Here is a 21,849-nt window from a genome sequence, read left to right as displayed (position 1 = left end):
ACCATCATTTACGTAAAAGGCTGGTCTCCCAGCCTTTTTTATTACAAATGAAGTAAACCCACTTGCTTAACCAAAAGCAAACTTAACGATAAAGAGTACTGTCAGTACCCAAACGCTGATACTGATTTCATTTGCTTTGTTACACGCCAATTTAACTGCCGTATAAGAAATAAAACCCAAGGCAATACCATGTGCGATTGAAAACGTAAGTGGTGTCATCAATAACACAACACTCACCGGAATAGCATCGCTCATCTCATCCCAATTAATCAACTTTAGGTTTTGTAGCATTAATACCGACACATACAGTATCGCGCCTGCCGTCGCATATGCGGGAACCATTTGTGCCAGTGGCGCAAAGAATATCATGAGTAAGAAGCAGATCCCCACGACCACGGCCGTCAACCCTGTGCGACCACCGACAGATACACCTGACACTGATTCGATGTATGAAGTCGTCGTTGAGGTACCGAGCACTGAGCCTGCAATCGTCGCAGTGCTGTCAGCTGACAGCGCCCTACCCAACCTTGGCATGCGACCATGTTCGTCAGATAATCCAGCCTTTTGCGTCACCGCAACCAATGTGCCGCTGGTATCAAATAAATCGACAAATAAAAATGCAAATACCACGCTAAGCATGGAAAGCTCAAAAATTCCGCTCAAATCCAACTGCATATAGGTCGGCGCGATGCTTGGGGGCATATCAACAACCCCATGATAATCTACAAGCCCAAGCCCCCACGCAATACCCGTTACCATTAAAATGCTGATAAGCACGCCACTTTTGACTTCACGGTACATAAGCGCCGCAATAACAAAAAAGCTCGCAATAGCTAATAGCGGGCCGGGAGAAGTGATATCACCAAGTTGTACTAATGTAGCATCGCTTGCGATAACAATTTTCGCGTTCTTTAGCGCGATTAACGCTAAGAATGCGCCAATACCTGCCGCGATCGCACGCTTTAACACGATAGGTATAGCTTGGATCACCCACTCGCGAACTTTGAATACGCTCAAAAATAGAAATAAACAGCCCGACATAAATACCGCGCCTAATGCACTTTGCCATGTATAGCCCATGCCAAGCACAACACCATAGGTAAAAAAGGCGTTTAAGCCCATTCCAGGCGCAAGCGCTAACGGATAGTTTGCCCATAGCCCCATAATAAAACAGCCGATTGCGGCTGCGATACAAGTTGCTACAAAAGCAGCGCCGTGATCCATACCAGCTTCTGCTAGCATTGCAGGGTTTACAAAAACGATGTAAACCATAGTAACGAATGTCGTCAAGCCAGCAACCACCTCAGTTCTTACATTGGTGTGCATAGCTTGCAGTGAAAATAACCGCTCGAGCATAACTAAAATTACAAATTTGAGGAACAAGTGGTTGGATTTTAACACGAATCACTTTAAAACTCGGACAAAATAGTTAAAATTCAGCTACACTCTGCTTATCAACATTATTGCGAATAAAGATATGGATCAAAATAGCACCGACAACTCAGCAAACCATGACTTAGAACAGCAGCTGCTGAATGTGCTTGAATTTGTAACGTCGCCATTAAAAGCGGACGCAAAATTCCCAGATCTTCACGACAATACCCAAGCTTTGAAAAAAGGCCTCTATTACTTAAAAGAAAAATCTTTTCCGCTCGCGGCAAAATGGCTAAGACTGGCGGCGATGTCTGGTGATTTAAAGGCACAGTTTTTTTTAGGTTTGTTGTTTATGAAAGGTCAAGGAGTGCCACCCAGCCCCTTTCATGCAGCTGCTTGGTTAAGTTTGGCCAGCAGCCAAGGACACAAAGGTGCCGAACAAGTACTACTTGATGTCCGCCGCTTTCTTACAACTAAGCGCTTTAGAGATGCACAATGCTATGCTGCAACACTTTACGAGCAAATTCATCAACTACAGCATATTAGCCAGTAAATTAAATTTTACTCATCAAAGAATGTAGGCTAGGCGTAGCCAAGCCTCTCTTAAGCAAACTTACGCTTACCCTCTGCAACGATCACAATAGTACAGTAGGAAAACTACTGTATAGCAGCTGAGAAAACTTCCAATTGCTTTACTCATACTGAACTTTCGTCAATTAAGCTCTCATTTCAAAAAATCACAACCATTTGTTTTATATTGAAAATTTAAACTAAATAAAAATCAAGCTTGAATATTGATTAAAAAGCTAGCAATTTCCCTTGCATTCACACACTGTATAAACTACTGTATACACATACTGTATAGATAACCAGTGAGACAATTATGTTACACAGCAATACACTTCTACAGCCAAATAATTCGACTTATTACACACTTAACGAAATCAATGATGTTATCGTTGAAGATGAGATCGTCGCTAGCTTAGAGTTACTTAAAGTTTTACATAAATGTCAGCATAAACAAGGCTGGACGCTACTCGTTGCGCCCGATAATGTACCAAACAAGTCACTACTAGAAAGTGCTTCAGTTGATGCAGGCAAGTTGCTCGTCATTAGGCAAAAGCACATATACGACCTTGAGTATGTACTTAAAAGTGCTATCAGCAATGGTAATTTCGCTGCTGTGGTGATTTGGACTGATATTGCATCAGTGCAAACTATCAACAAAATGGAACTGCCGGTATCTGACGTTGCGATCCACTGTTTTCAAAGTGCTTAACCAGCTACAATAACGGGATATAAATTTGTTAAAACAGAAGTTTTTATGTCTTGTTATTGCAATTCATCCCTTCCCTATTCGCAATGTTGTGAGCCGTACCTTAAGGGACAAAAATTCGCAGAGCGTCCACAAATACTCATGCGCTCTCGCTATACTGCATACTGCTTAAAAGATGCAAAGTATATTCATGACACCTACGCCCAGGCTAAACAAGCACAAAATAGTGTCGACGATATTGCTGCATTTGCTAATTACGCACGCTTTATAAAATTAGAAGTGCTAGAAGAAGTAGTAGAAGCTACTCAGGGGATCGTTGAGTTTAAGGCGCACTATATCGCAGAAAACACACACTATATACTCCATGAGCGGTCAAATTTTATTATCGAAGCAGGCAGATGGTATTACTTAGATGGTGAATTGTACGATACGCCTACAACCAAAGTAGGCAGAAATGACCTCTGTCCGTGCGGCAGTAATAAAAAGTACAAAAAGTGCCACGGTAGCTAAAATAACCTGAATTAGAGATTAGATACAAAGCCATAAAAAAGCTTGAAGCAAGCTAAGGATGATTAAAGGCCGTTTAGCTTATACCAGTTGTATTAAGTAAATGATCTATCTTGAAGCGGGGAAATAGCTTTAGTAGCAAGGCAAAAATTTTGCTATTTAGTTGTTCTAAATGAGAAATTTTTAACGAAGCTAATATGCTATTTCACCCTTCAAATTGATTAGAGAATTAATTCAATTGGTATTAGACATGAGGCGCGATAAGCATGGCGTTTTATGTCAGTCTAGTAACGAAGCAAACAGCTGTGAAATGACAAGTTTAATACCAGTTTGTCTTAAATTTACTCAATTTGAAGGAGTAGAAGCAGCTGATGTTGTTACGCCGTCGCGCGTAACATACTCTGCATATCACCCGTTGCAATTTGATCATAAAAACCAGCCGCATCCATCGCCTTATCAGCAACTAAGGCCAGTTTACCCTGCGCGCTCGCCAAACGTCTTTTAACCGCTGGTTCCAAATTTTCTACAACGTCGAGTGGAATATGCTTTTTATCATTTCGTGCGGCAAAAGGTTCTGGATTTAAATTTTCTTGCAATCGCAAGGTTGCCATCGCCCCCATAGATACCAGCTGCGCGTTATGCTGACCAATAAGCATATTGTACTCTTTTGGCGCAAGCGGCTTTTGTGGACCTATTTCAAATTGCTTTTTTAGTATTTCTTCTGAGTTATCTTTTGCGGCAGCTTCAGATTCTGGTAGGTGAAATTGGCTAAAATCTAATGCATCGGTTGATAGCATAGATAACAGCATGGCAAAATCGGCAGAGCGCGTCTCATGAACACTAATGTTCAATGCGGATCCTAATTGCGACTCACTGATTAAAACGCCATCAATTTGCATGTATTCCAACCGATTATTTTGCTAATTACGAATTTATCGGCCTTTTTCCGAAAAACTTTAGTAGTTTTCTTTACTTCGAAAAAAACTTTGTTATTATCACCGCCGTTGTTTAGGAGGGGTTCCCGAGCGGCCAAAGGGATCAGACTGTAAATCTGACGGCTCAGCCTTCGCTGGTTCGAATCCAGCTCCCTCCACCATAAACAACAGTTACAATTTCGGAGGGGTTCCCGAGCGGCCAAAGGGATCAGACTGTAAATCTGACGGCTCAGCCTTCGCTGGTTCGAATCCAGCTCCCTCCACCACTTTCAAATTGTAACGCTTTAAAATGTATGGAGGGGTTCCCGAGCGGCCAAAGGGATCAGACTGTAAATCTGACGGCTCAGCCTTCGCTGGTTCGAATCCAGCTCCCTCCACCACTTTTAAAGTAAACGCTCCAAATGATGGAGGGGTTCCCGAGCGGCCAAAGGGATCAGACTGTAAATCTGACGGCTCAGCCTTCGCTGGTTCGAATCCAGCTCCCTCCACCACCTTCTATTTTGTTATCTCACAGCAAACTTACATATATAAACGAGCTTAAAAACAATCCAAACCCAAAAATCAAATGTGCTGCCATACTTTTTACCCTTGCCTTATTCGGCTCTGGTACTTTAGATGCTGCGACCCCTGCACCAAAACAGGGTTGCATAATAAAAAATGGAAAAACACATGTTATTAAGCCAAAAGCTAACGCAATCAAAAGGCTAGGCTCAGTCAACCAAGGCTTGCCCACGCTCAGTAGTAACACCAAGGCGAATACAATCCCAATGAGATAATGCACGCCCCAGCCAATGACACGTTCACCAAATATTGGTTTACTACGCCCGATACCTTGATGCGTGAGTTGACCTTGACACAAGTGCCCAATCCACCTACCAACCAATGCATAATCTAAGCCCTTTATGGCAAATAAGCGACTGAGCATAAATGCCCACAAATCCATAACAAGCGTTGCACCTACGCCAATCACGACTGCTGGCATTAACATCGTATATAGGTTTTCCACAATTTTTACTCCTCTTTTTTACTGATAGCCGCTATCCTACTAGTTCAAGTTAACTTTAAGTCAAGGGCAAGAATGGATATCAGTGAAGTTGCAAAGAAGTCAGGTTTACCCGCATCCACGCTTAGATATTATGAAGAAAAAGGACTGATCCGATCGATTGGTCGACAAGGGCTCAAACGTGTTTTCCCCCATTCGATACTTGAACGTCTGGCGCTTATTACACTAGGCAGAAACGCAGGCTTTTCGTTAGATGAAATAGCGGACATGTTTACCCCCGAGGGTAAAGCGGATATTGATAGGGCGAAGTTACAATCCAAAGGGGATGAATTAAATGAAACCATTAAGCATTTAACTGCAATGCGAGATGGCCTCTATCACGCTGCCAAATGCCCTGCGCCAAGCCATTTTGAATGTCCGACATTTCAGAAGCTGTTAAAACGCGCAGCAAAAGCGAGGCCCGAGAAATAATAGGCATAAACAGGACACTATGCTAATGCTCAATCATCAAGTCACGACCGTGGTCACGTAGATAACGCCGAGCCATTTTATGGTCGTGGCCATAGTGCTTTGTTACCAAGCGCCAAAATGCGCTATTGTGTGCCATGACATGAAAATGGCAAAGTTCGTGCACTACCACATAATCAATTACCCACTTAGGCGCACCAATCAAAAGCGTATTAAACGCAAGCACGCCTTTAGATGAAAAACTGCCCCAGCGGCTTTTATAAACGCGTATTTTTAGTGTATCAAAGCGAGCTTGAATATCAGGTTGATAGCGCGCAATAACCATATCTACATAGTCATTTAGCGTTTCGCTTAACAGCGCAACTAATTCACGCCATTCATTTTTGACAGCCTTAAGTAACACCCTTTTGTTATCAAAATCAATTACAGAGGTCGTGCTTTCGCCTCTTTGAATGGTAAAGGTCTCGCCGAATACTTGCACAATTCCTGTTTCCAGTGGCCGAGGGCTCTCAGGTATGACTTTTAGAGCAAGCTTTGATTTTATCCAATCGGATTTGCTTTCCACCCAATTATGTAACCAGCGCTCGCAAACTTGCTCTGGTGCATACACAAATACTTGGCCAGCTTTTATTTTTATCGCAACGCTCTTACGCTTTCGGCTTTTCTTCAATTGATATTGCAAGGTAACAAATTCTTAGTCACTAAAGCATGCATTATAATATGAGCAACTTATCGGAGTCACTGCAAACGCCATGTAAGATGATGAATTTGATCAACAATGACAATTAACTCATCAATAGTGTGGTTTCTAACACTCTATAAATTAGAAAGATTTTTTCGTTAAATCACCGTATTTATTATTTTTGCTGCTACGCTTAATGAAAAAGGCATTTTGATTTAGGCAAGCTATGGCTGATAAACCCATTTGCCAATATGTGTCACCTGAGGGAAAAAAATGCAGTGAAATCGATATGGGCTCAGGTTACTGCTTTTGGCATGACAATAAATTCGATAAAGGTGGCTTAGAGCTAAGCCAAAAGCTTGAACGCTACGCCAAGCGCGGCGGTTTGCTGCAAGGCTTAGAGTTGAAGCGAGCCAATTTAGAAGGGCTCAATCTTGTTAACTTTGAAAATCATCATGGCTATGATCTATCTTATAGCAACTTTTATCGTGCCAATTTGAAAGGGGCGCACCTGTTTAATAATACCATTAAGCATGCGTCGCTAATGAAGGCCGATTTGAGAGAAGCAAGCCTGCACTGCTGTAATTTAGAAAGCACCAATTTGCTCGGTATAAAGCTTGAAAACACCCGTATCGATAATATGGAACTCGGCGAGCAATTACTACAAGAGCAGCAAGCTTTTGAAGCTCGTAGAAACCGAGCCAAAGAAGACGCGGAAGACTTGTTTCTACAATCCGAAGAGATCTATCGTTTACTACGTAAAGGCGCAGAAAACCAAGGACTATTTGAAATGGTTGGGCGCTTTACATACAAAGAGCTGCGCATGCGACATGCCCAGTATCCACGCTTTTCAAAACGTCACCTTATTTCCAGCTTTGTCGACTTATTATGTGGGTATGGAGAAAAGCCGGAAAATGTCATTCGCTTCAGTTTAGGTATGATAATTACCTGTGCATTTTGCTATTTTCTATTTGGTGTTTCGTTTCAAGACCAGATAATGCAACTGGACTTAGACAACAGTGTATCTGAAAACGTCATGGCGCTGCTGAACAGCTTTTATTTTAGTGTTGTTACCTTCACAACCTTGGGTTACGGGGATATTACCCCTGTGGGGATCTCCCGGCTGATCGCAGCAGTAGAGGCTTTTACCGGCAGCTTTTCATTAGCGCTATTTGTGGTGGTTTTTGTAAAGCAAATGACGAGATGATACTCATCTCGTCATTTTCAATCCGCGATTTCTGATTTCAGTTGTTCTAAAAAATCCAGCATATATTGGGTGCGGGCTTGGGCTTGCTCACGGGCTGCGGTGGTATGCATGTTATCTTTAATATGCAGCAGCTTAATGAAGAAGTGATCTAAGGTATATTTGGTATCGTCAGCTTTTCTGTGCTCACAAAAAGGGTCTTCTACATTGTAAAGATTACGCGCTATCGCCCCACCTACTTTCATACAGCGGCTAACACCTATCGCCCCTAACGCATCCATTCTGTCTGCATCTTGGACAATTTTGGCTTCTAATGTCGTGGGTGTGACACCGGCGCTAAAGCTGTGTGCAACAATGGCGTGGTGAATAGCCTCAAGTTTATCCGTGTCGTACTTCAACTCTGTTAGGAAGGCAACCGCCTTATCTGCAGCTAATTTAGACGCCAGCGGCCTATCTGGATGATTTTTTGCTACGGCAACACAATCATGTAACCAAGCGGCAGGGATCACCACAGCAGGATCCGCCCCCTCAGCTTCGCAAAGCGACTTTGCGACTTTAACTACACGCTTGATATGAGACAAATCATGGGCGGTATCTGCACATGGAGTCGACAGCATAAACTCTTCACATGCTTTTTCTAATTCATGCATTTGTAACGTCATTAAGCTCAACTTTTATTAATATCTGACAAATAAACCCACACAAATTCAGCGGGAAAGGCATTACTGATTGTATGTTGCCACACCCTTCACTAAAATGGCAGCTATCAGGAAAGATTAGAGAAAATATATGACTTGCGCGCTATATCTGCAACCAGGCAGAGAAAAATCCCTTAACAGAAAACACCCTTGGGTTTTCTCAAAGGCCATTAAAAAAGTAAAAGGTAAACCCGCCCTTGGCGATACCGTTAAGATTTACAGCAATGAGGGTAAATACCTCGCGACAGCCGCTTACAGTCCAGACTCTCAGATCCGAGCCAGAATTTGGACGTTTGATGAATCACAACATATCGACCAAGCGTTTTTTGAGCAAAAACTCGCACGTGCACTCGCAGCCAGAGAATATGTTATCGCTGAAGGTGGTTTAACTGGCTTTAGATTGTGTGCCGCAGAGTCAGATGGGCTGCCAGGTGTAACAATTGATAAGTTTGATAACTACTTGGTTTGTCAGTTGCTAAGCGCTGGTGCCGAGCGCCACAAGGGCGAAATAGTAATGGCATTGCAATCACTATTTCCTGATTGTCATGTTTACGAGCGCTCAGATGTTGATGTGCGCAAAAAAGAAGGCCTTGATAAAATTACCGGACCGCTTGCAGGCGACGCACCAACCGCACCAGTCCTTATAAGCGAAAATGGTTTAAAGATTGAAGTCGATATCATCGGCGGCCATAAAACTGGCTTTTATCTAGATCAACGCGACAGTCGAGCCGCGTTAGAACGCTTTGTAAAAGATAAAGAAGTGCTTAACTGCTTCTGCTACACCGGTACATTTGGCCTTTATGCGCTGCGCGGTGGCTGTAGTAAAGTAATCAACGTTGACGTTTCGCAGCCAGCACTCGACACAGCTAAACGCAATGTAGAACATAATGAACTAGACTTATCGAAGGCTGAGTTTGTTAAGCAAGACGTGTTCAAACTACTAAGACAATATCGTGATGAGGGTCGTCAATTCGATACTATCGTGATGGATCCGCCAAAGTTTGCAGAAAGTAAGGCGCAGCTTAACGGTGCTTGTCGCGGCTATAAAGATATCAATATGATTGCCATGCAGATATTAAAGCCAGGTGGCACATTACTCACCTTCTCATGTTCTGGCCTTATGGAACAAAACCTGTTCCAGAAAGTCGTTGCAGACGCTGCGCTCGATGCCGGTAAAGAATTGTTGATTATGGAAAGATTAAATCAAGCCGCCGACCACCCTATTGCAGGCAATTATCCAGAAGGCTTCTACCTGAAAGGCCTTATTTGTAAGGTCTATTGATTTAGCAATTTACAGTGGTATCGGAGGAAACTTCAATACCACCTTTAGGGCTTAGGTAATCTAATTAAACTTGGTGATTTCAAGCCCTACAATCCACTGCTCGTCCTGCTCTTGACTACAACGGATCACGGTTGCATGAGCACTAAGTGGCTGGATCATATCGCCACTGGAATCAATGAAAATGTCAACGGTTGAATTTGCTTCAATTGGGTCGTTTACCGTCACCGACAACCCTGTGGCGCTTAAATCGTGACAAACTCCTTGGTGCACTTTACCCGACTCAAGCTCGGTTAATTTTGCTACTGCATCCACCGACATACGCATAAAACGGCGTTTATCTTCATTGATCATATAATGCTCCTACACCATTGATTTTATTTTTTCTAATAGCGATTGCATTGAAAATGGCTTTACCACATAGGCATCGCAGCCGGCATCGAATCCCGCTTTTTGTTCTTTTTCGGACTCTAAACCAGATACCATTAATACAGGAATGTCCTTCGTCTCTGGTGTATTTTTCAACATTCGACAGGTGTCATAACCGTCAAGGCCCGGCATACACACATCAAGCAAAATAGCATCTGGAGGATCAGCAATCGCATTAGACAAGCAACTCGTGCCCGAGTTTGCATAGCTCAGCTCAAACGCCCCTGACAGCGCTACTTCGAGCATTTCATAGTTAAAATACTCGTCGTCGACCACTAGCAGATGCGGTGCATTTTTCCTTTTCTCTCGTGTGGACATATTCAATGCCGCTTCCTTCTCACAATCCAAAACTTTACTTCCTCATATAATAAAGTAACTGTCGTACTCTAAAATGCAAGTTTATATTTCGCACTCTTTTATCGAATTCAGAACGCGTTTAGCCGAAATCGGATAAGCTGTTCCTAATGTTTGAGCAAACAAAGACACGCGAAGTTCCTGTTGCATCCAAAAAATATTTATAAGCGACTCTGGTATAGGTAATCCAGAAGGAATTTTTGCTAACTTGTCTTGATAGGCCGCAGCAACTTTTTCCAATTCTAGTACACACAGCCTATCTCTGTTTGGATCTACCGCAAGTTTTTCAAGCCTTTTTTCAATCGCTTTCATGTAGCGTAAAATATCAGAGATTTTGTCAGCACCATGAGCGGTGACAAAGCCTTTAAAGATAAGACCGGATAACTGAGATTTTATGTCGCCGTGCGCGGTGATCATCGTGAGATCCACTCTGCCTTTCATACGCTTGTTAATACTGTGGGCAATACTAAGCACAGCCTCAACTTGCTTCGCAATTTCAACTACAGTGTCACCTAGCTCAGCTCGAATGTGCTCTTTGGCTTTTTCAAACGCGACGTCATCCCTGATCTCGCCAAATGCACGCAGCAACTTATCAACCCCAGCTTGCGTACAGTCATCAACTAAATCGTGCACTTTACCAAAGGGGTTAAAGTACAATCCTAACTTAGCCTTATTTGGTAAGTGCTGTTGCAGGTATTTAACGGGCGAAGGAACATTAAGTAGCACAAGACGGCGCAATCCTGCTTGATGCGCCGCTTGGGCTTTTATTTCGTTATCAAACAGTTCTATAGCAGTACTTTGCTTTTTATCGACTAATGCAGGGAAAGCCTTAATCTCATAATTGCCTTGCTTTTTAGTATATTGCTCTGGCAGCTCGCCAAAATCCCACTGCTGAATGTCCGTCTGCTCGATCCCTTGCTCTGCCACTTGCGAAAGCGTCTCGGTCACTTGCCCTTGCAACTTTGCTTTAAGTGCCAATAAATCAAAGCCATGGGCTATCACCTTACCTTTGTCATCGACTACCTGAAATTGCATTTTTAAGTAAGGCTCAAGTGAACTAACATCCCAATCTGACTCGGCGACTTTGACACCTGTCATTCTGAGTAAACGGTTGGCCACCGCTTCTATAAATGAGCCTTGCATTACCTCAACGGCGGCAAGCACAGCATCGGCATAATTTGGTGCTGGCACAAAATTACGTCTTAAGGTCTTCGGCAGTGACTTAATAAGCCCACAAACCAGCTCATGTCTGAGCGCAGGGATATGCCAATCAAAACCTTCATCTTGAACTTGGTTTAACAGTGCCAAAGGAATATTGACCACCACGCCGTCTAGTGCTTGGCCTGGGTCAAAGTGATAACTGAGAGGCAAGATCAAATGCCCTTGCTGCCACGTATCAGGGTAATGGATATCCGTGATATGTTCGGCGTCATGCTTCATTAGCAAATCGCGCGTCATATGCAAAAAGCGTTTGTCTTTTTGCTTTTGTAAACGCCACCATTTACTAAACGCAGCACGATTATTTACGTCTTGTGGAATTCGATCGTTATAAAACGCAACCACATCTTCTTCGTCAACTAGGATATCGCGACGCCTCGCTTTATCTTCAAGCGCCTGCACTTCTTCAACCAATTTTTGGTTTGCGCTTAAAAAACCTTCGCTCTGGCCAAGTTGACCGTTTGCTAACGCTTCACGAATAAATATCTCTCGGCTAACCACAGGATCAATATCGCTATACACCGTGCGTTTGCGGCCAATGATGATCAAGCCGTATAAGGTTTGTTGTTCAAATGCGATAACCGCCCCAGCCTTTTTTTCCCAATGCGGCTCGCTATAGCTGCTATTAACTAAATGCTTGGCGAGCGGTGCAATCCAATTTACATCGATCTTGGCATTAACCCGAGCATAAAGTTTACTGGTTTCCACAAGCTCCGCAGACATCAGCCACTTAGGGCTTTTCTTAAACAGTGTTGAACCGGGGAAAATATGAAATTGGCTGTTACGTGCGCCTTTAAAAACTTGCTTTTGCTTTTCGTCCTTCACACCAATATGGCTAAGCATACCGCTTAGCAATGATTGATGGACAGCCTCATCACTTGCAGGACTGCTATTTATTTTAAAGCCGAGCTCCTCACATACCGTGGTCAGCTGATATACAATATCTTGCCACTCACGTACGCGCATATAGGCCAAAAAGTCTTTTTGGCATTGTTTTCTAAACTGGTTGCGCGTTAGTGCTTGCTGCTGCGCTTCGATATAATTCCATAGGTTTAGATATGCAACAAAGTCAGAGTGTTCGCACTCAAAGCGATTGTGTTTTTCGTCAGCTGCTGCACGTTTGTCTTGAGGACGCTCTCTTGGGTCTTGAATAGACAGTGCCGCAGTGATCACTATCGCTTCCCAAAGCGCGTTGTTTTGTGCCCCTGACATCACCATCTTGGCAAGCCTTGGGTCTATGGGTAAGCGACTTAGTTTACGACCTGACTCTGTGAGCTTGGCTTTTTCTCTGCGCTGAGCAGGAACTATCGCCTCCAACTCTTCAAGTAACGACATACCATCTTTGATATTACGGCTATCAGGCGCTTGTACAAATGGGAATTGACTTATATCACCAAGTCCAAGTGCGAGCATTTGCAAAATAACCGAAGCTAAATTGGTTCTTAGAATTTCAGGGTCGGTAAACTCAGGACGCCCTAAAAAGTCGTCTTCAGAATATAAGCGAATACAAATACCGGATGCCACACGCCCACATCGACCTTTACGTTGGTTTGCACTGGCTTGTGATACCGCTTCAATCGGTAAGCGTTGCACTTTGGTTCGATAACTGTAGCGGCTTATTCTCGCAGTACCTGGGTCGATAACATAGCGAATACCTGGTACGGTCAATGACGTTTCTGCAACGTTTGTAGACAATACGATGCGCCGTTGGCTATGGGGCGCAAAAATGCGATTTTGTTCGGCATTAGACAGGCGCGCATACAAAGGTAAAATCTCAACGCCTTTTAAATTGCGTTTTGCCAGCGCATCAGCGGTGTCACGAATTTCACGCTCACCGTTCATAAATACCAAAATATCCCCAGGTCCTTCGGCACAAAGCTCATCAACCGCATCAAAAATGCCCTGCAACTGGTCATTTTCTGCTTCGCCATTTTGTGAGTCTACATCTTCAACTGGACGATATCTCACTTCTACTGGATAAGTTCGCCCTGACACTTCAATAATAGGTGCGTCACTAAAATGTTTGGAAAAACGCTCTGGGTCAATGGTTGCTGAGGTAATAATCACTTTAAGATCTGGACGCTTCGGCAACAGCTGCTTTAAATAACCCAAAATAAAATCAATATTCAGACTACGCTCGTGCGCTTCATCAATGATGATTGTGTCGTACTGGTTGAGGAATCTGTCTTGTTGAATTTCCGAAAGCAAAATACCGTCGGTCATCAGTTTTACGTATGTATTGTCAGAGACTTGATCTGAGAAGCGAATTTTAAATCCAACTTCTTGCCCCATCTCGCAACCAATTTCCTCTGCGATACGGTTAGATACGCTTCTTGCCGCTAGTCTTCTTGGTTGTGTATGACCAATATAGCCATCCACACCTCGACCAAGCTCTAAACAAATTTTAGGCAGCTGCGTGGTCTTCCCCGAGCCTGTTTCGCCGGCAACAATAACCACCTGATTATTCGCAATGGCTGCTTTGATGTCGTCTTTTTTCTGGCTGACGGGTAGTTGCTCAGGATACTCTACTGCTGGAATATTGGCACTTCTTGTTACCTTTAATTCTTGGCTTTTTGCTATTGCAGCCGCTACTTTTGCGACTACCTGCTTTTGCTTTTCTTGATCGGTAATTTTTTTCGCACCATGGAGGCGCTTTTTGAGGATGAAGTGATCCTTTTTAAGACATGAATTTAGCTCTTTGAACAGCGAGTCAACCTGCACTACACGACACCTTGTGATTACATAAAACGCCGTGTAGTTTATCAAATCAGATTAGACGAACCCAACTAAATTTGGTTAGGAATTGAGATTTTTGCTGTTATTCTCAAGGCAGCTCCTCTCGGGTTAACTTAACAGCTCGTAAATTTCATCACTTTATACGTAGCGGTGACCAGAGACATAAGCATCATGTAAATGCTTATCCAATGCTAATAACACGTTTGCACGACTAATAACCCCAAGTAAGCGCCCTTCATCGTCAACTACCGGGTACACTTTGGGCTTATTGCAAATCATCAAATCTGCCATTTGCACTATGCTGTCTTCGCGTTTTACACACAGAGGCTCTTTTGTCATCACATCGGACACCACGCTATGAGACTCATTTTGATAGGTCGCCTCTAACATTTTTTTGAGACAATCCTGCTCAGATAAAAACCCAATAACCCGCCTTGCTTCGTCTATAACCGGCCCGCCCGACTGGCCGCTTTGTAGCAGCTTTTCTACAGCTGATTCTACGCGCATGTCCTGTTTGAATGTTACGGGGCGATGATTTAAGTAGTCTGCTACTTTTATTGATTGCATTGCTCATCTCCATTAAAAACGCCAGCTATCATGATAATAGTAGCTGGCGTTTAAAGAACTTGCTTAATCTCAACGAAATATTGTTTTACTCGCTATAAATACCAACATAGGTCGGTGTTGTTGACGACTTGCTCGCACGATACATTCCAGCGGTATTAAATGGCATGCTAATATTTCCTTTAGGGTCAACTATGATCACCCCTCCCGTGCCACCAATTGGATAAAGCGTATCAAAAATCACTTCTTGCCCCGCTTTTTCAATCGACTTGTTTTGATAAGCGACACGAGCACAAATATCAGCTGCGACATTATATCGAATAAAATACTCGCCATGTCCCGTTGCTGAAACAGCACAAGAGCGGTTATCCGCAAATGTGCCCGCACCAATCACCGGTGAGTCACCTATCCGTCCGAAGCGTTTCGCCGTCATGCCACCAGTTGACGTTCCAGCCGCTAAATTCCCCTGCTTATCGAGTGCGACAGCCCCCACAGTTCCCATCTTATACTGGCTCTCTAATTGTTGGTGTGCCGCCTGATAGTCTTTGGTCGCCGCTTCTTTCATCTGCAATCGCTTTTTCGCCTTTAGGAGCGATTGATAGCGAGCATCGGTGTCAAAATAGCTGTTTTCCACTAACGTAAAACCGCGTTTCTTAGCAAAGTCTTCCGCACCTTCACCACTTAGCATGACATGTACTGAATGCTGCATCACTTCTTTTGCCAGGTTGATCGGGTTTTTAATGTGCTTCACCCCCGCCACAGCGCCCGCTTGGCGATTACGACCATCCATGATTGACGCATCTAGCTCATGCCCTTCATCATAAGTATACACGGCCCCCTTACCAGCGTTAAAAAAAGGCGAGTCTTCAAGAATATTAATGGCAGCCGTCACTGCATCAAGACTTTCACCACCTTGTTCTAGTACCTTATACCCCGCTTCAACGGCTTCTTTTAATTTAGCTTTGTATTGTTTTTCTTTTTCTGGTGTGAAGTTACTGCGCTCAATCGTACCAGCTCCTCCATGAATGGCGATCGCAAACGGTGGCGCTTTCTCGTCAGCGACAGCAGCTGTCGCCGACAAGGCTAATAAGGCTGCTAACAAAGAGATTTTTTTCATTTTTATACCTTGGTTCGTTGTTAAACTTCAGCATGAGGTGAATTTTAGAACGATGCAAGCTTTCGCGTTAAAATTGTCAAGCTAACCTATTTACAGTGTGGTTGAAAGAAACTCATGAGCAGCAAGACACAACAGCAAATTTGAATGTTTTTCAATCAATTCATGGTTGTTATTTCGACCACAAAATGGAAACATATTTATTACTTTGAAATAACTCAAAGTAATAAAATAACGAAATTCGACAGGAATCGATATGAAAAACATTCTAAAAATTGCAGCTTTTAGCACACTACTGCTTGGTACTGCTCAAGCCGCGTCTACTCAAGAGCAAATTAAAGTTATTGATTACAACACTTTTTATGACACCCAAGTAAACAATGTTGACTGCGGTGGCTACTGGGATGAGCGACGTGTGTGGGTATGTGACTACCGTACAGAGCTCGTTGATGTGAGTTATAAGACTTGCCACTACAAATTAATGTACGGTGAACCTTACGGTCCTTACACTTTATGGGAAACTAAAACCGTACTCGCGACACAAAGCTGCCCCGGAGGTTGGACTATTCCTGATCCTCATGGTTATCATCCCCGAGGTCAATATATACATCAACACAATACCTACTCAACTCAACAAGAAGAACACCGAGTAGCTTATAACTGTCGTTGGGAAACACGCTCGGTTTGGATCCCTCGTGGCGGTTCATACTGCCCTATTCCAAACGCTAAGTAATACCAATTTGCCTTAATACTTGCTCAATTTGAAGGAGCAAATTGGTGTAGCAGTTATAAAATAGCATGCACAAAAAAAGCGCTTCCTCTGGAAGCGCTTCTATCGAATCGTTTTATATCTAAAAGCGATTAGCTCGCTTCGCGCTGTGCCTTCATACGTGCAAGGCGCGCAACTTGATGCGTAGAAGTTAAGAATGCGAAGATCGGTGCTAAATAGCCACGTTTACGTAGCTCTAGGAAATCTTCGTCACCTAATTCGTTTAGCTTACGCTCATCCACAAGGTAGATACCGTTGATGTCTTTTTTCTCACCACGGATTTCTACCGTTAGCGTTTGTTGAACTAGAAGCTCTTTGTCAGCAAGATACTGAGTAAACGCTTCAGTTACGCGAGCAAACTCAACATAGCTAACTAACGCTTCTTTACGACGACCTAGGTATTCAGTTTCTTTACCGTCTTCGAAAAGCGCATTGCCTTCTTCTTCACCAACTAGCGGACTTGCTTCATCAATAACAATACCAAACTGATCTTGCTCTGGGTGCTTAACCAAACCAAACGGGTAACGTGCAGCGGCCATTGGCACAAAGCTGCCAGTCCACTTATCACCATCAACAAATAGGTTTTCACCAGGCTGAAGACCAAACATAGCAACCGCTTGAAATTGACCTGACTCAGTGTTTTTAACAAACGCCATTGGGAATTCTGTCGCTACACGCGCAAACTCATGCGCCACTACAGGCATTAAGTGCTGAGTTTTAAGGAAATCAACGTTCACGCCATTTTTTACTTTGATATTAGCGTGCTTTTCGTTGTGTAAAGGCTGCACTTGTTGTTCCGCCATAATACTGCTCCATTATTTTACGTATTTGTTACTTTATTTATTGCCCCTAAGGCTAGCGGTTTTCCGGGCAAATTGGAAGTTAAATATTTTTTAAGGTAGTTTAGATAAAAACTTCAATGAAGAACTTAGCTTATTTCGCATCAAAGAGTTGATAGCGCTGTCATAATTACGTACATTTGCTTAATAGTAGTCTATGTATAGTTTAACAGTAAAAAACAATGCAAAACCTCAAGCTCAACCCTTCCTTAAAAATTAGCGTGTTAATCGTCCCTAATACAGATATCAGTGTCTATGTCGTTGATGACTTCTTATTGGATACTGCGAGCGTGTTAAATTTTGCGCATAAGGTAGCCTACTACCACCCCATGTTTTCTGATAATTCCTTCTACCCGGGAAAAAGAGACCATATGCCTGAACCGTATATGAGGCTACTAGCATCATTTTTTAAGGATTACATGCTTCCGCGCATTTCTAGAAGTGAGTATCAATCAGTTACTTTTCATAAATGCTTATTATCACTCATCACTTGCCAGCCTGATGCGCTTATTTTAGACCAAAAAGTTCCGCATATTGATTCATTTGATGACAGAGACTTTGCTTTTGTACACTACCTATCCACAACCAACTTGGGAGGTACAAGTATCTATCGTTTTATACCTGAAAACCTTGTAGAGTTTAGGGAAAAAGATAAAGGAGTATTATCAGAGATGTTAATGAAAGCAGCAGAAAGTCCACATGAGCACTCTGGTTACCTAAATGAAACAACAAGTGTGTTTGAGCGCGTACTGAAAATAGAACCAAAGTTTAATAGGCTAGTTATCTACCAAGGGAACATATTACATAGTGCCAATATCAATTGTGCGTCTGGATGTAATCAAGATCCAAAAATAGGAAGGCTCTCAATTTCTTCGTTTGCGAGCGTGCGCTAAATCAGTTTATATTCTCAACATAATGCAGATCGATGTTAACACCTATCTAAATATTAGAAACAATGTCAGTAAAGCTAAAACTCTCTTATAGGATATAAATAGTAACCTTCTTTCTTGATCAATTAGAAGTTATTGGTTGATAGGCCGAATTATAAGTAAGTTTTATTATTAACCCCTCCTCTCATGAGTTAATTGCTAATCCTTTTCCAATAAAAAAAGCTCAACGATTTGTTGAGCTTTTTCTGATCTTCGTGTCCCGTCCTAAAATGCGTTTACACATTTAGGATGGGACATTGAGTTATTTAGAAACGTACCGCTACACCAACTTTATAGCGTGCTTCACCTTCAAAACTCCAAACAGGGAAGTTATTAAGAAGGTCAGGGTTTGGCAACGTCGTTGATGGATTATTGTTACCTAGTTGAACGCTATCTTCTTCAGTTAAATTGATGGCTTCAAAAGTAACATCTAGATAATCTGTAGCCGAGTACGTAGCACTGAAATCAAGCTGTCCATATGCTTTATGTTCACGGTTACCATACCATCCTGGAGCCTCACGAATGATGAACTCAGAGCGCCAGTTATATGCTAGACGAGCAGAGAAGTTATCTTGCTCATAGAAAGCAACTAAATTATAGGTATTCTTTGACGAATCTGAGAAAATACCAACTCTGTCAGGGTAATTTTCTGCAGGAGCTTCAGCATCCGCATAAGTGTAGTTGAATGAATAACCAAAGCCATTTTCAAAAGCGTCTTGAATTTGGAACTCAATACCTTCTATCGAACCACCACTACCGTTTGTAGATGAGCTAACAGTCCAACAATCTGTGATACCAGCACCACACGGCGGCTCTCCTGCATCAGGATTATTTGTATAAACTGGAATATCAATACCAATTTGTTGGTTAACCTGTTGCTGTGTCGAAATAAATGAACTCACATCTTTCGTGTAATACGTCAAGCTAACCATACCATCAGCACTGAAGTACCACTCAAGCCCTATGTCAGCTTGGAATGCTTTGAATGGACTTAGGCCTACGTTACCCGTCTGAAGGACTTCATTTAATGGGCGGTTATCTGTATAGCCAGCCAAGCTTCGTGTTGCAAACAGATCAGCATAGTTAGGACGTGAAATAACTTGAGCAGCTGAAGTACGAAGAATAATGTCGTCAGCAACATCAATCACCAAGTTTAAGCTTGGTAGAAACTCACTGTAATCGGCTTTGTCTGTAGATAAAGTAGTATCATATTGACCTGTATCACTTAAATCGTAATAGTCAGACTCAATATCTGTTGAAATATAGCGTATGCCTACATTACCACGGACACCCTCACCGCTGAATTCAGCCATTGCATATAGGGCCATATTTTCTTCTTCAACAGTACCATATGCTTGAGGTCTTTGTGTATAGCCTTCTGTCATTGCCAAGGAGTCAGCAATCATAAGGTCCATATTTGGTTCCGGGATAATAAATCCACCACCAGCAGATATAGTGCTAGGATAATACTCAGATGCATTTCTCATAGGGCGAAGTGCAACATTAACATTAGCACCGTTACCATCCTGTACTACTTTGTGGTCAGCGTAACGGAAACCCGTTTTTATCGCAGAAATTAACCCGAAGTCAACTGGAAAGTCAAAATCAAGATTTAGATAAGTTTCTTCATCTGAGTCTGGATTGTATTCAGGAGCCCAAGTCTGTGGACCGATCACACTAGGTAAAATACCTGAATCAAATGACTGTTTTGCCAGATTATATCGCGTAATGTCACCGGTCATGTCAACTGTGCCATTTAATTCGCTACTATCATTGACCGTCCACTCACCGTAATTTGCTGTTGTTACATCACTATCCGCACTAGTATTACCGACACGGCCTTTAAATGTGAAGTTCTCAGCCTCGTACTGCCAATCAAGGTCAATAGTATCTGACTTCATACTCGCTTTACGAACCCAAGATTGATAAAACGCTGTAGCAGTTCCATCAATGTCTCGGAACGTGCAGTTACCAGAAGCATTCGTTTTTGTGCAAGAACCATCACCAGGGAAGATGATTATTTGTGAGTTAGCATTATTGGCGCCTAATTCTAAACTCGTTACATTTAGGCCAAATAATAAAGAGTCTGTCGGTCTATATTGCATTGCTACATTAATAGCCGTGCGATCTCTTTCTTGCTGGAATACAGTGGGAGCCATACCACCAGACCAACCTCCCGATGATTCAATACCATTTCGCTGATATTGAATTTCAGCAAGTGCGCCAGAAACAAGAATACCGAAGTTTTCATCTTCGTTTTTCCAGCTGTAAAGTCCCGAAAATTCAGGATCCGTTTCCTCAGAAACCGTACCGTAGTCAGCCTTTACGCTTGCAAATACTGTGTTAGCATCCAAATCCAATGGTTTACGTGTCTTGACAATTACTGTACCACCGATACCACCTTCCACTAAATTCGCTTGAGAAGACTTATAAACCTCTAAACCACCAACCAACTCAGAAGGTAAAAGTGAATAGTTGAAACTGCGATCGACCGCTTGTTGGTCAAACCAACTAGTGGAAGCAACAGAATGCCCATCGAGCAAAGTACGTGTCAATTGTGCTGACGCACCACGAATTGATACTTGCTGGCCCTGACCGAATTGGCGGGATACACTCACCCCTGAAATTCGAGCTAGTGACTCACCTACGTCACCATCAGGGAATTTACCAACGTCTTCAGCAGTCACAACATCAACGACAGCATTTGCGAAACGCTTACCATTGAGGTTTTCTTTATTTGAAGCGCGAATACCACGAACTTCAATGACTTCTACGTTTTCTTGTACTTGATTTTGGCTTTGACTTTCTTCTGCAACTACAACGCCTGAAAAGCCCGCACCTAGTGCGATGCTGACGTTAACTGCAAGTAAGCTTTTTTTGAAATTATTAGCTAACACAGGATTCCCCTTGAATCATTTTGTTGGTTTTTTAAATCACTTCTGCCCAGTGATGATGACAACGCTGTCATCTAATAACAAACCATACACCCTAAATTACATATTCGCTACAATTTTTTTGGCCTGTTATTCAAAAAATATTCATATAGATATATATCTTATTGATAAATATAAACTTAAATATAGCCAAGATATGGTTTGTTACAAAAACGATTGGAGAATAGCACAAAAAATTTTGCTGCTGTAGGGTTTTAAGATGGAATTGTCTCAATAAAGGGACGTTTTAATTATCTGAATACACACAAGGGGATGTGTATTCAATTCCCTCATCAAGCTTGGGCAGAAGCTAAAGATGAGAATCAATATCAATGACAGCGCTGTCATTATAGATTTATCTGTAAGTACTGTCTAGTTCTTTTAAGAGAATTTTTTATGACAAAGGCTTATAAAATCTACAATTAGCGAGTTAGCTATCACTATCTTTTGCACAAATTTGAATACCCCATTACGGGACTTGTTGATTTTCTCAGGGTCATGCTTTGAATAGGAAAAATTTATTGCTTTTATTCGTAAG

20 protein-coding genes and 4 tRNA genes are annotated in these 21,849 nt (G+C 42.4%); 12 read left to right on the top strand and 12 right to left on the bottom strand.

Features of this window, described 5'->3' with window-relative positions:
• Positions 1-66: 66 nt before the first annotated feature.
• Positions 67-1,356: an NCS2 family permease gene (locus tag MHN30_RS04170; RefSeq protein ID WP_239358543.1), complete on the bottom strand. Its 1,290-nt coding sequence runs from the start codon at positions 1,354-1,356 to the stop codon at positions 67-69.
• Between the two features lie 121 nt (positions 1,357-1,477).
• Here MHN30_RS04170 and MHN30_RS04165 point away from each other — a divergent pair, with 121 nt between their 5' ends.
• The 3 genes from MHN30_RS04165 to MHN30_RS04155 all read left to right on the top strand — a co-directional run bounded on the left by MHN30_RS04165 (position 1,478) and on the right by MHN30_RS04155 (position 3,160).
• Entirely contained in the window at positions 1,478-1,927 is a 450-nt protein-coding gene (locus tag MHN30_RS04165; RefSeq protein WP_010375560.1) for an SEL1-like repeat protein, read from the top strand.
• 330 nt (positions 1,928-2,257) lie between these two features.
• Positions 2,258-2,653 carry a hypothetical protein gene (locus tag MHN30_RS04160; protein WP_239358541.1) on the top strand — a complete coding sequence of 132 codons (396 nt, stop codon included), beginning with the start codon at positions 2,258-2,260 and terminating at the stop codon, positions 2,651-2,653.
• A 45-nt stretch (positions 2,654-2,698) separates the two neighbouring features.
• Positions 2,699-3,160: a YchJ family protein gene (locus MHN30_RS04155; RefSeq protein WP_130164389.1), complete on the top strand. Its 462-nt coding sequence runs from the start codon at positions 2,699-2,701 to the stop codon at positions 3,158-3,160.
• 374 nt (positions 3,161-3,534) lie between these two features.
• On the opposite strand, the gene MHN30_RS04150 is transcribed toward MHN30_RS04155, so the two are convergent.
• A complete protein-coding gene (locus MHN30_RS04150; protein WP_130164390.1) occupies positions 3,535-4,056 on the bottom strand; it encodes a VC2046/SO_2500 family protein in 522 nt (173 codons plus the stop codon).
• 112 nt (positions 4,057-4,168) lie between these two features.
• Between MHN30_RS04150 and MHN30_RS04145 the strand changes: the two genes are divergently transcribed.
• The 4 genes from MHN30_RS04145 to MHN30_RS04130 all read left to right on the top strand — a co-directional run bounded on the left by MHN30_RS04145 (position 4,169) and on the right by MHN30_RS04130 (position 4,583).
• Positions 4,169-4,253 (top strand) — tRNA-Tyr (locus MHN30_RS04145).
• Between the two features lie 20 nt (positions 4,254-4,273).
• Positions 4,274-4,358: transfer RNA gene (locus MHN30_RS04140), tRNA-Tyr, on the top strand.
• Positions 4,359-4,387: 29 nt separating this feature from the next.
• Positions 4,388-4,472 (top strand) — tRNA-Tyr (locus MHN30_RS04135).
• Between the two features lie 26 nt (positions 4,473-4,498).
• A tRNA-Tyr gene (locus MHN30_RS04130) sits at positions 4,499-4,583 on the top strand.
• Between the two features lie 17 nt (positions 4,584-4,600).
• Here the strand turns inward: MHN30_RS04130 and MHN30_RS04125 are convergent.
• Positions 4,601-5,098 carry a DUF2938 domain-containing protein gene (locus MHN30_RS04125; RefSeq protein ID WP_239358539.1) on the bottom strand — a complete coding sequence of 166 codons (498 nt, stop codon included), beginning with the start codon at positions 5,096-5,098 and terminating at the stop codon, positions 4,601-4,603.
• 72 nt (positions 5,099-5,170) lie between these two features.
• Between MHN30_RS04125 and MHN30_RS04120 the strand changes: the two genes are divergently transcribed.
• Positions 5,171-5,566 carry a helix-turn-helix domain-containing protein gene (locus tag MHN30_RS04120; RefSeq protein ID WP_130126521.1) on the top strand — a complete coding sequence of 132 codons (396 nt, stop codon included), beginning with the start codon at positions 5,171-5,173 and terminating at the stop codon, positions 5,564-5,566.
• A gap of 22 nt (positions 5,567-5,588) precedes the next feature.
• Here MHN30_RS04120 and MHN30_RS04115 read toward each other — a convergent pair whose 3' ends face one another.
• On the bottom strand, positions 5,589-6,245 hold the full coding sequence (locus MHN30_RS04115; protein ID WP_130126522.1) for a YgjP-like metallopeptidase domain-containing protein: 657 nt from the start codon (positions 6,243-6,245) through the stop codon (positions 5,589-5,591).
• Between the two features lie 226 nt (positions 6,246-6,471).
• Here MHN30_RS04115 and MHN30_RS04110 point away from each other — a divergent pair, with 226 nt between their 5' ends.
• On the top strand, positions 6,472-7,452 hold the full coding sequence (locus tag MHN30_RS04110) for an ion channel (RefSeq protein WP_010606522.1): 981 nt from the start codon (positions 6,472-6,474) through the stop codon (positions 7,450-7,452).
• A gap of 17 nt (positions 7,453-7,469) precedes the next feature.
• On the opposite strand, the gene MHN30_RS04105 is transcribed toward MHN30_RS04110, so the two are convergent.
• Positions 7,470-8,111, bottom strand: a complete 642-nt coding sequence (locus tag MHN30_RS04105; protein WP_239358537.1) for an HD domain-containing protein — start codon at positions 8,109-8,111, stop codon at positions 7,470-7,472.
• Between the two features lie 127 nt (positions 8,112-8,238).
• On the opposite strand from MHN30_RS04105, the gene MHN30_RS04100 reads away from it, so the two are divergent.
• Positions 8,239-9,429 carry a class I SAM-dependent methyltransferase gene (locus MHN30_RS04100; RefSeq protein ID WP_010375545.1) on the top strand — a complete coding sequence of 397 codons (1,191 nt, stop codon included), beginning with the start codon at positions 8,239-8,241 and terminating at the stop codon, positions 9,427-9,429.
• Between the two features lie 60 nt (positions 9,430-9,489).
• Here MHN30_RS04100 and MHN30_RS04095 read toward each other — a convergent pair whose 3' ends face one another.
• From MHN30_RS04095 to MHN30_RS04075, 5 genes are all read right to left on the bottom strand, one after another.
• Entirely contained in the window at positions 9,490-9,780 is a 291-nt protein-coding gene (locus MHN30_RS04095; RefSeq protein WP_045989067.1) for a PilZ domain-containing protein, read from the bottom strand.
• A 9-nt stretch (positions 9,781-9,789) separates the two neighbouring features.
• Positions 9,790-10,173, bottom strand: coding sequence for a response regulator (locus tag MHN30_RS04090; RefSeq protein WP_010375541.1), 384 nt, complete (start codon positions 10,171-10,173; stop codon positions 9,790-9,792).
• Between the two features lie 81 nt (positions 10,174-10,254).
• Positions 10,255-14,148, bottom strand: a complete 3,894-nt coding sequence (hrpA, locus tag MHN30_RS04085) for an ATP-dependent RNA helicase HrpA (protein WP_239358525.1) — start codon at positions 14,146-14,148, stop codon at positions 10,255-10,257.
• Between the two features lie 153 nt (positions 14,149-14,301).
• Positions 14,302-14,730 (bottom strand): CBS domain-containing protein, encoded by a 429-nt coding sequence (locus tag MHN30_RS04080; protein WP_010375537.1) that lies wholly within the window; start codon positions 14,728-14,730, stop codon positions 14,302-14,304.
• Positions 14,731-14,815: 85 nt separating this feature from the next.
• Positions 14,816-15,844, bottom strand: coding sequence for an isoaspartyl peptidase/L-asparaginase (locus tag MHN30_RS04075; RefSeq protein WP_039492281.1), 1,029 nt, complete (start codon positions 15,842-15,844; stop codon positions 14,816-14,818).
• A gap of 253 nt (positions 15,845-16,097) precedes the next feature.
• Between MHN30_RS04075 and MHN30_RS04070 the strand changes: the two genes are divergently transcribed.
• Entirely contained in the window at positions 16,098-16,574 is a 477-nt protein-coding gene (locus MHN30_RS04070; RefSeq protein ID WP_130164395.1) for a hypothetical protein, read from the top strand.
• 128 nt (positions 16,575-16,702) lie between these two features.
• Here the strand turns inward: MHN30_RS04070 and MHN30_RS04065 are convergent, their stop codons facing one another.
• Positions 16,703-17,413, bottom strand: coding sequence for a SapC family protein (locus MHN30_RS04065; RefSeq protein WP_010375531.1), 711 nt, complete (start codon positions 17,411-17,413; stop codon positions 16,703-16,705).
• Between the two features lie 218 nt (positions 17,414-17,631).
• Between MHN30_RS04065 and MHN30_RS04060 the strand changes: the two genes are divergently transcribed.
• Positions 17,632-18,342: a DUF6445 family protein gene (locus MHN30_RS04060; RefSeq protein ID WP_130164396.1), complete on the top strand. Its 711-nt coding sequence runs from the start codon at positions 17,632-17,634 to the stop codon at positions 18,340-18,342.
• Between the two features lie 302 nt (positions 18,343-18,644).
• Here the strand turns inward: MHN30_RS04060 and MHN30_RS04055 are convergent, their stop codons facing one another.
• Complete coding sequence (locus tag MHN30_RS04055) at positions 18,645-21,275, bottom strand: TonB-dependent receptor (protein ID WP_130164397.1); 2,631 nt, start codon at positions 21,273-21,275, stop codon at positions 18,645-18,647.
• Between the last annotated feature and the right edge of the window lie 574 nt (positions 21,276-21,849).

Source organism: Pseudoalteromonas sp. OF7H-1, assembly GCF_022347825.1.
Classification (GTDB): Bacteria; Pseudomonadota; Gammaproteobacteria; order Enterobacterales; family Alteromonadaceae; genus Pseudoalteromonas; species Pseudoalteromonas maricaloris.
The sequence above is the reverse complement of the archived record's forward strand: the minus strand, read 5'-3'. Positions and strand labels throughout refer to the sequence as shown.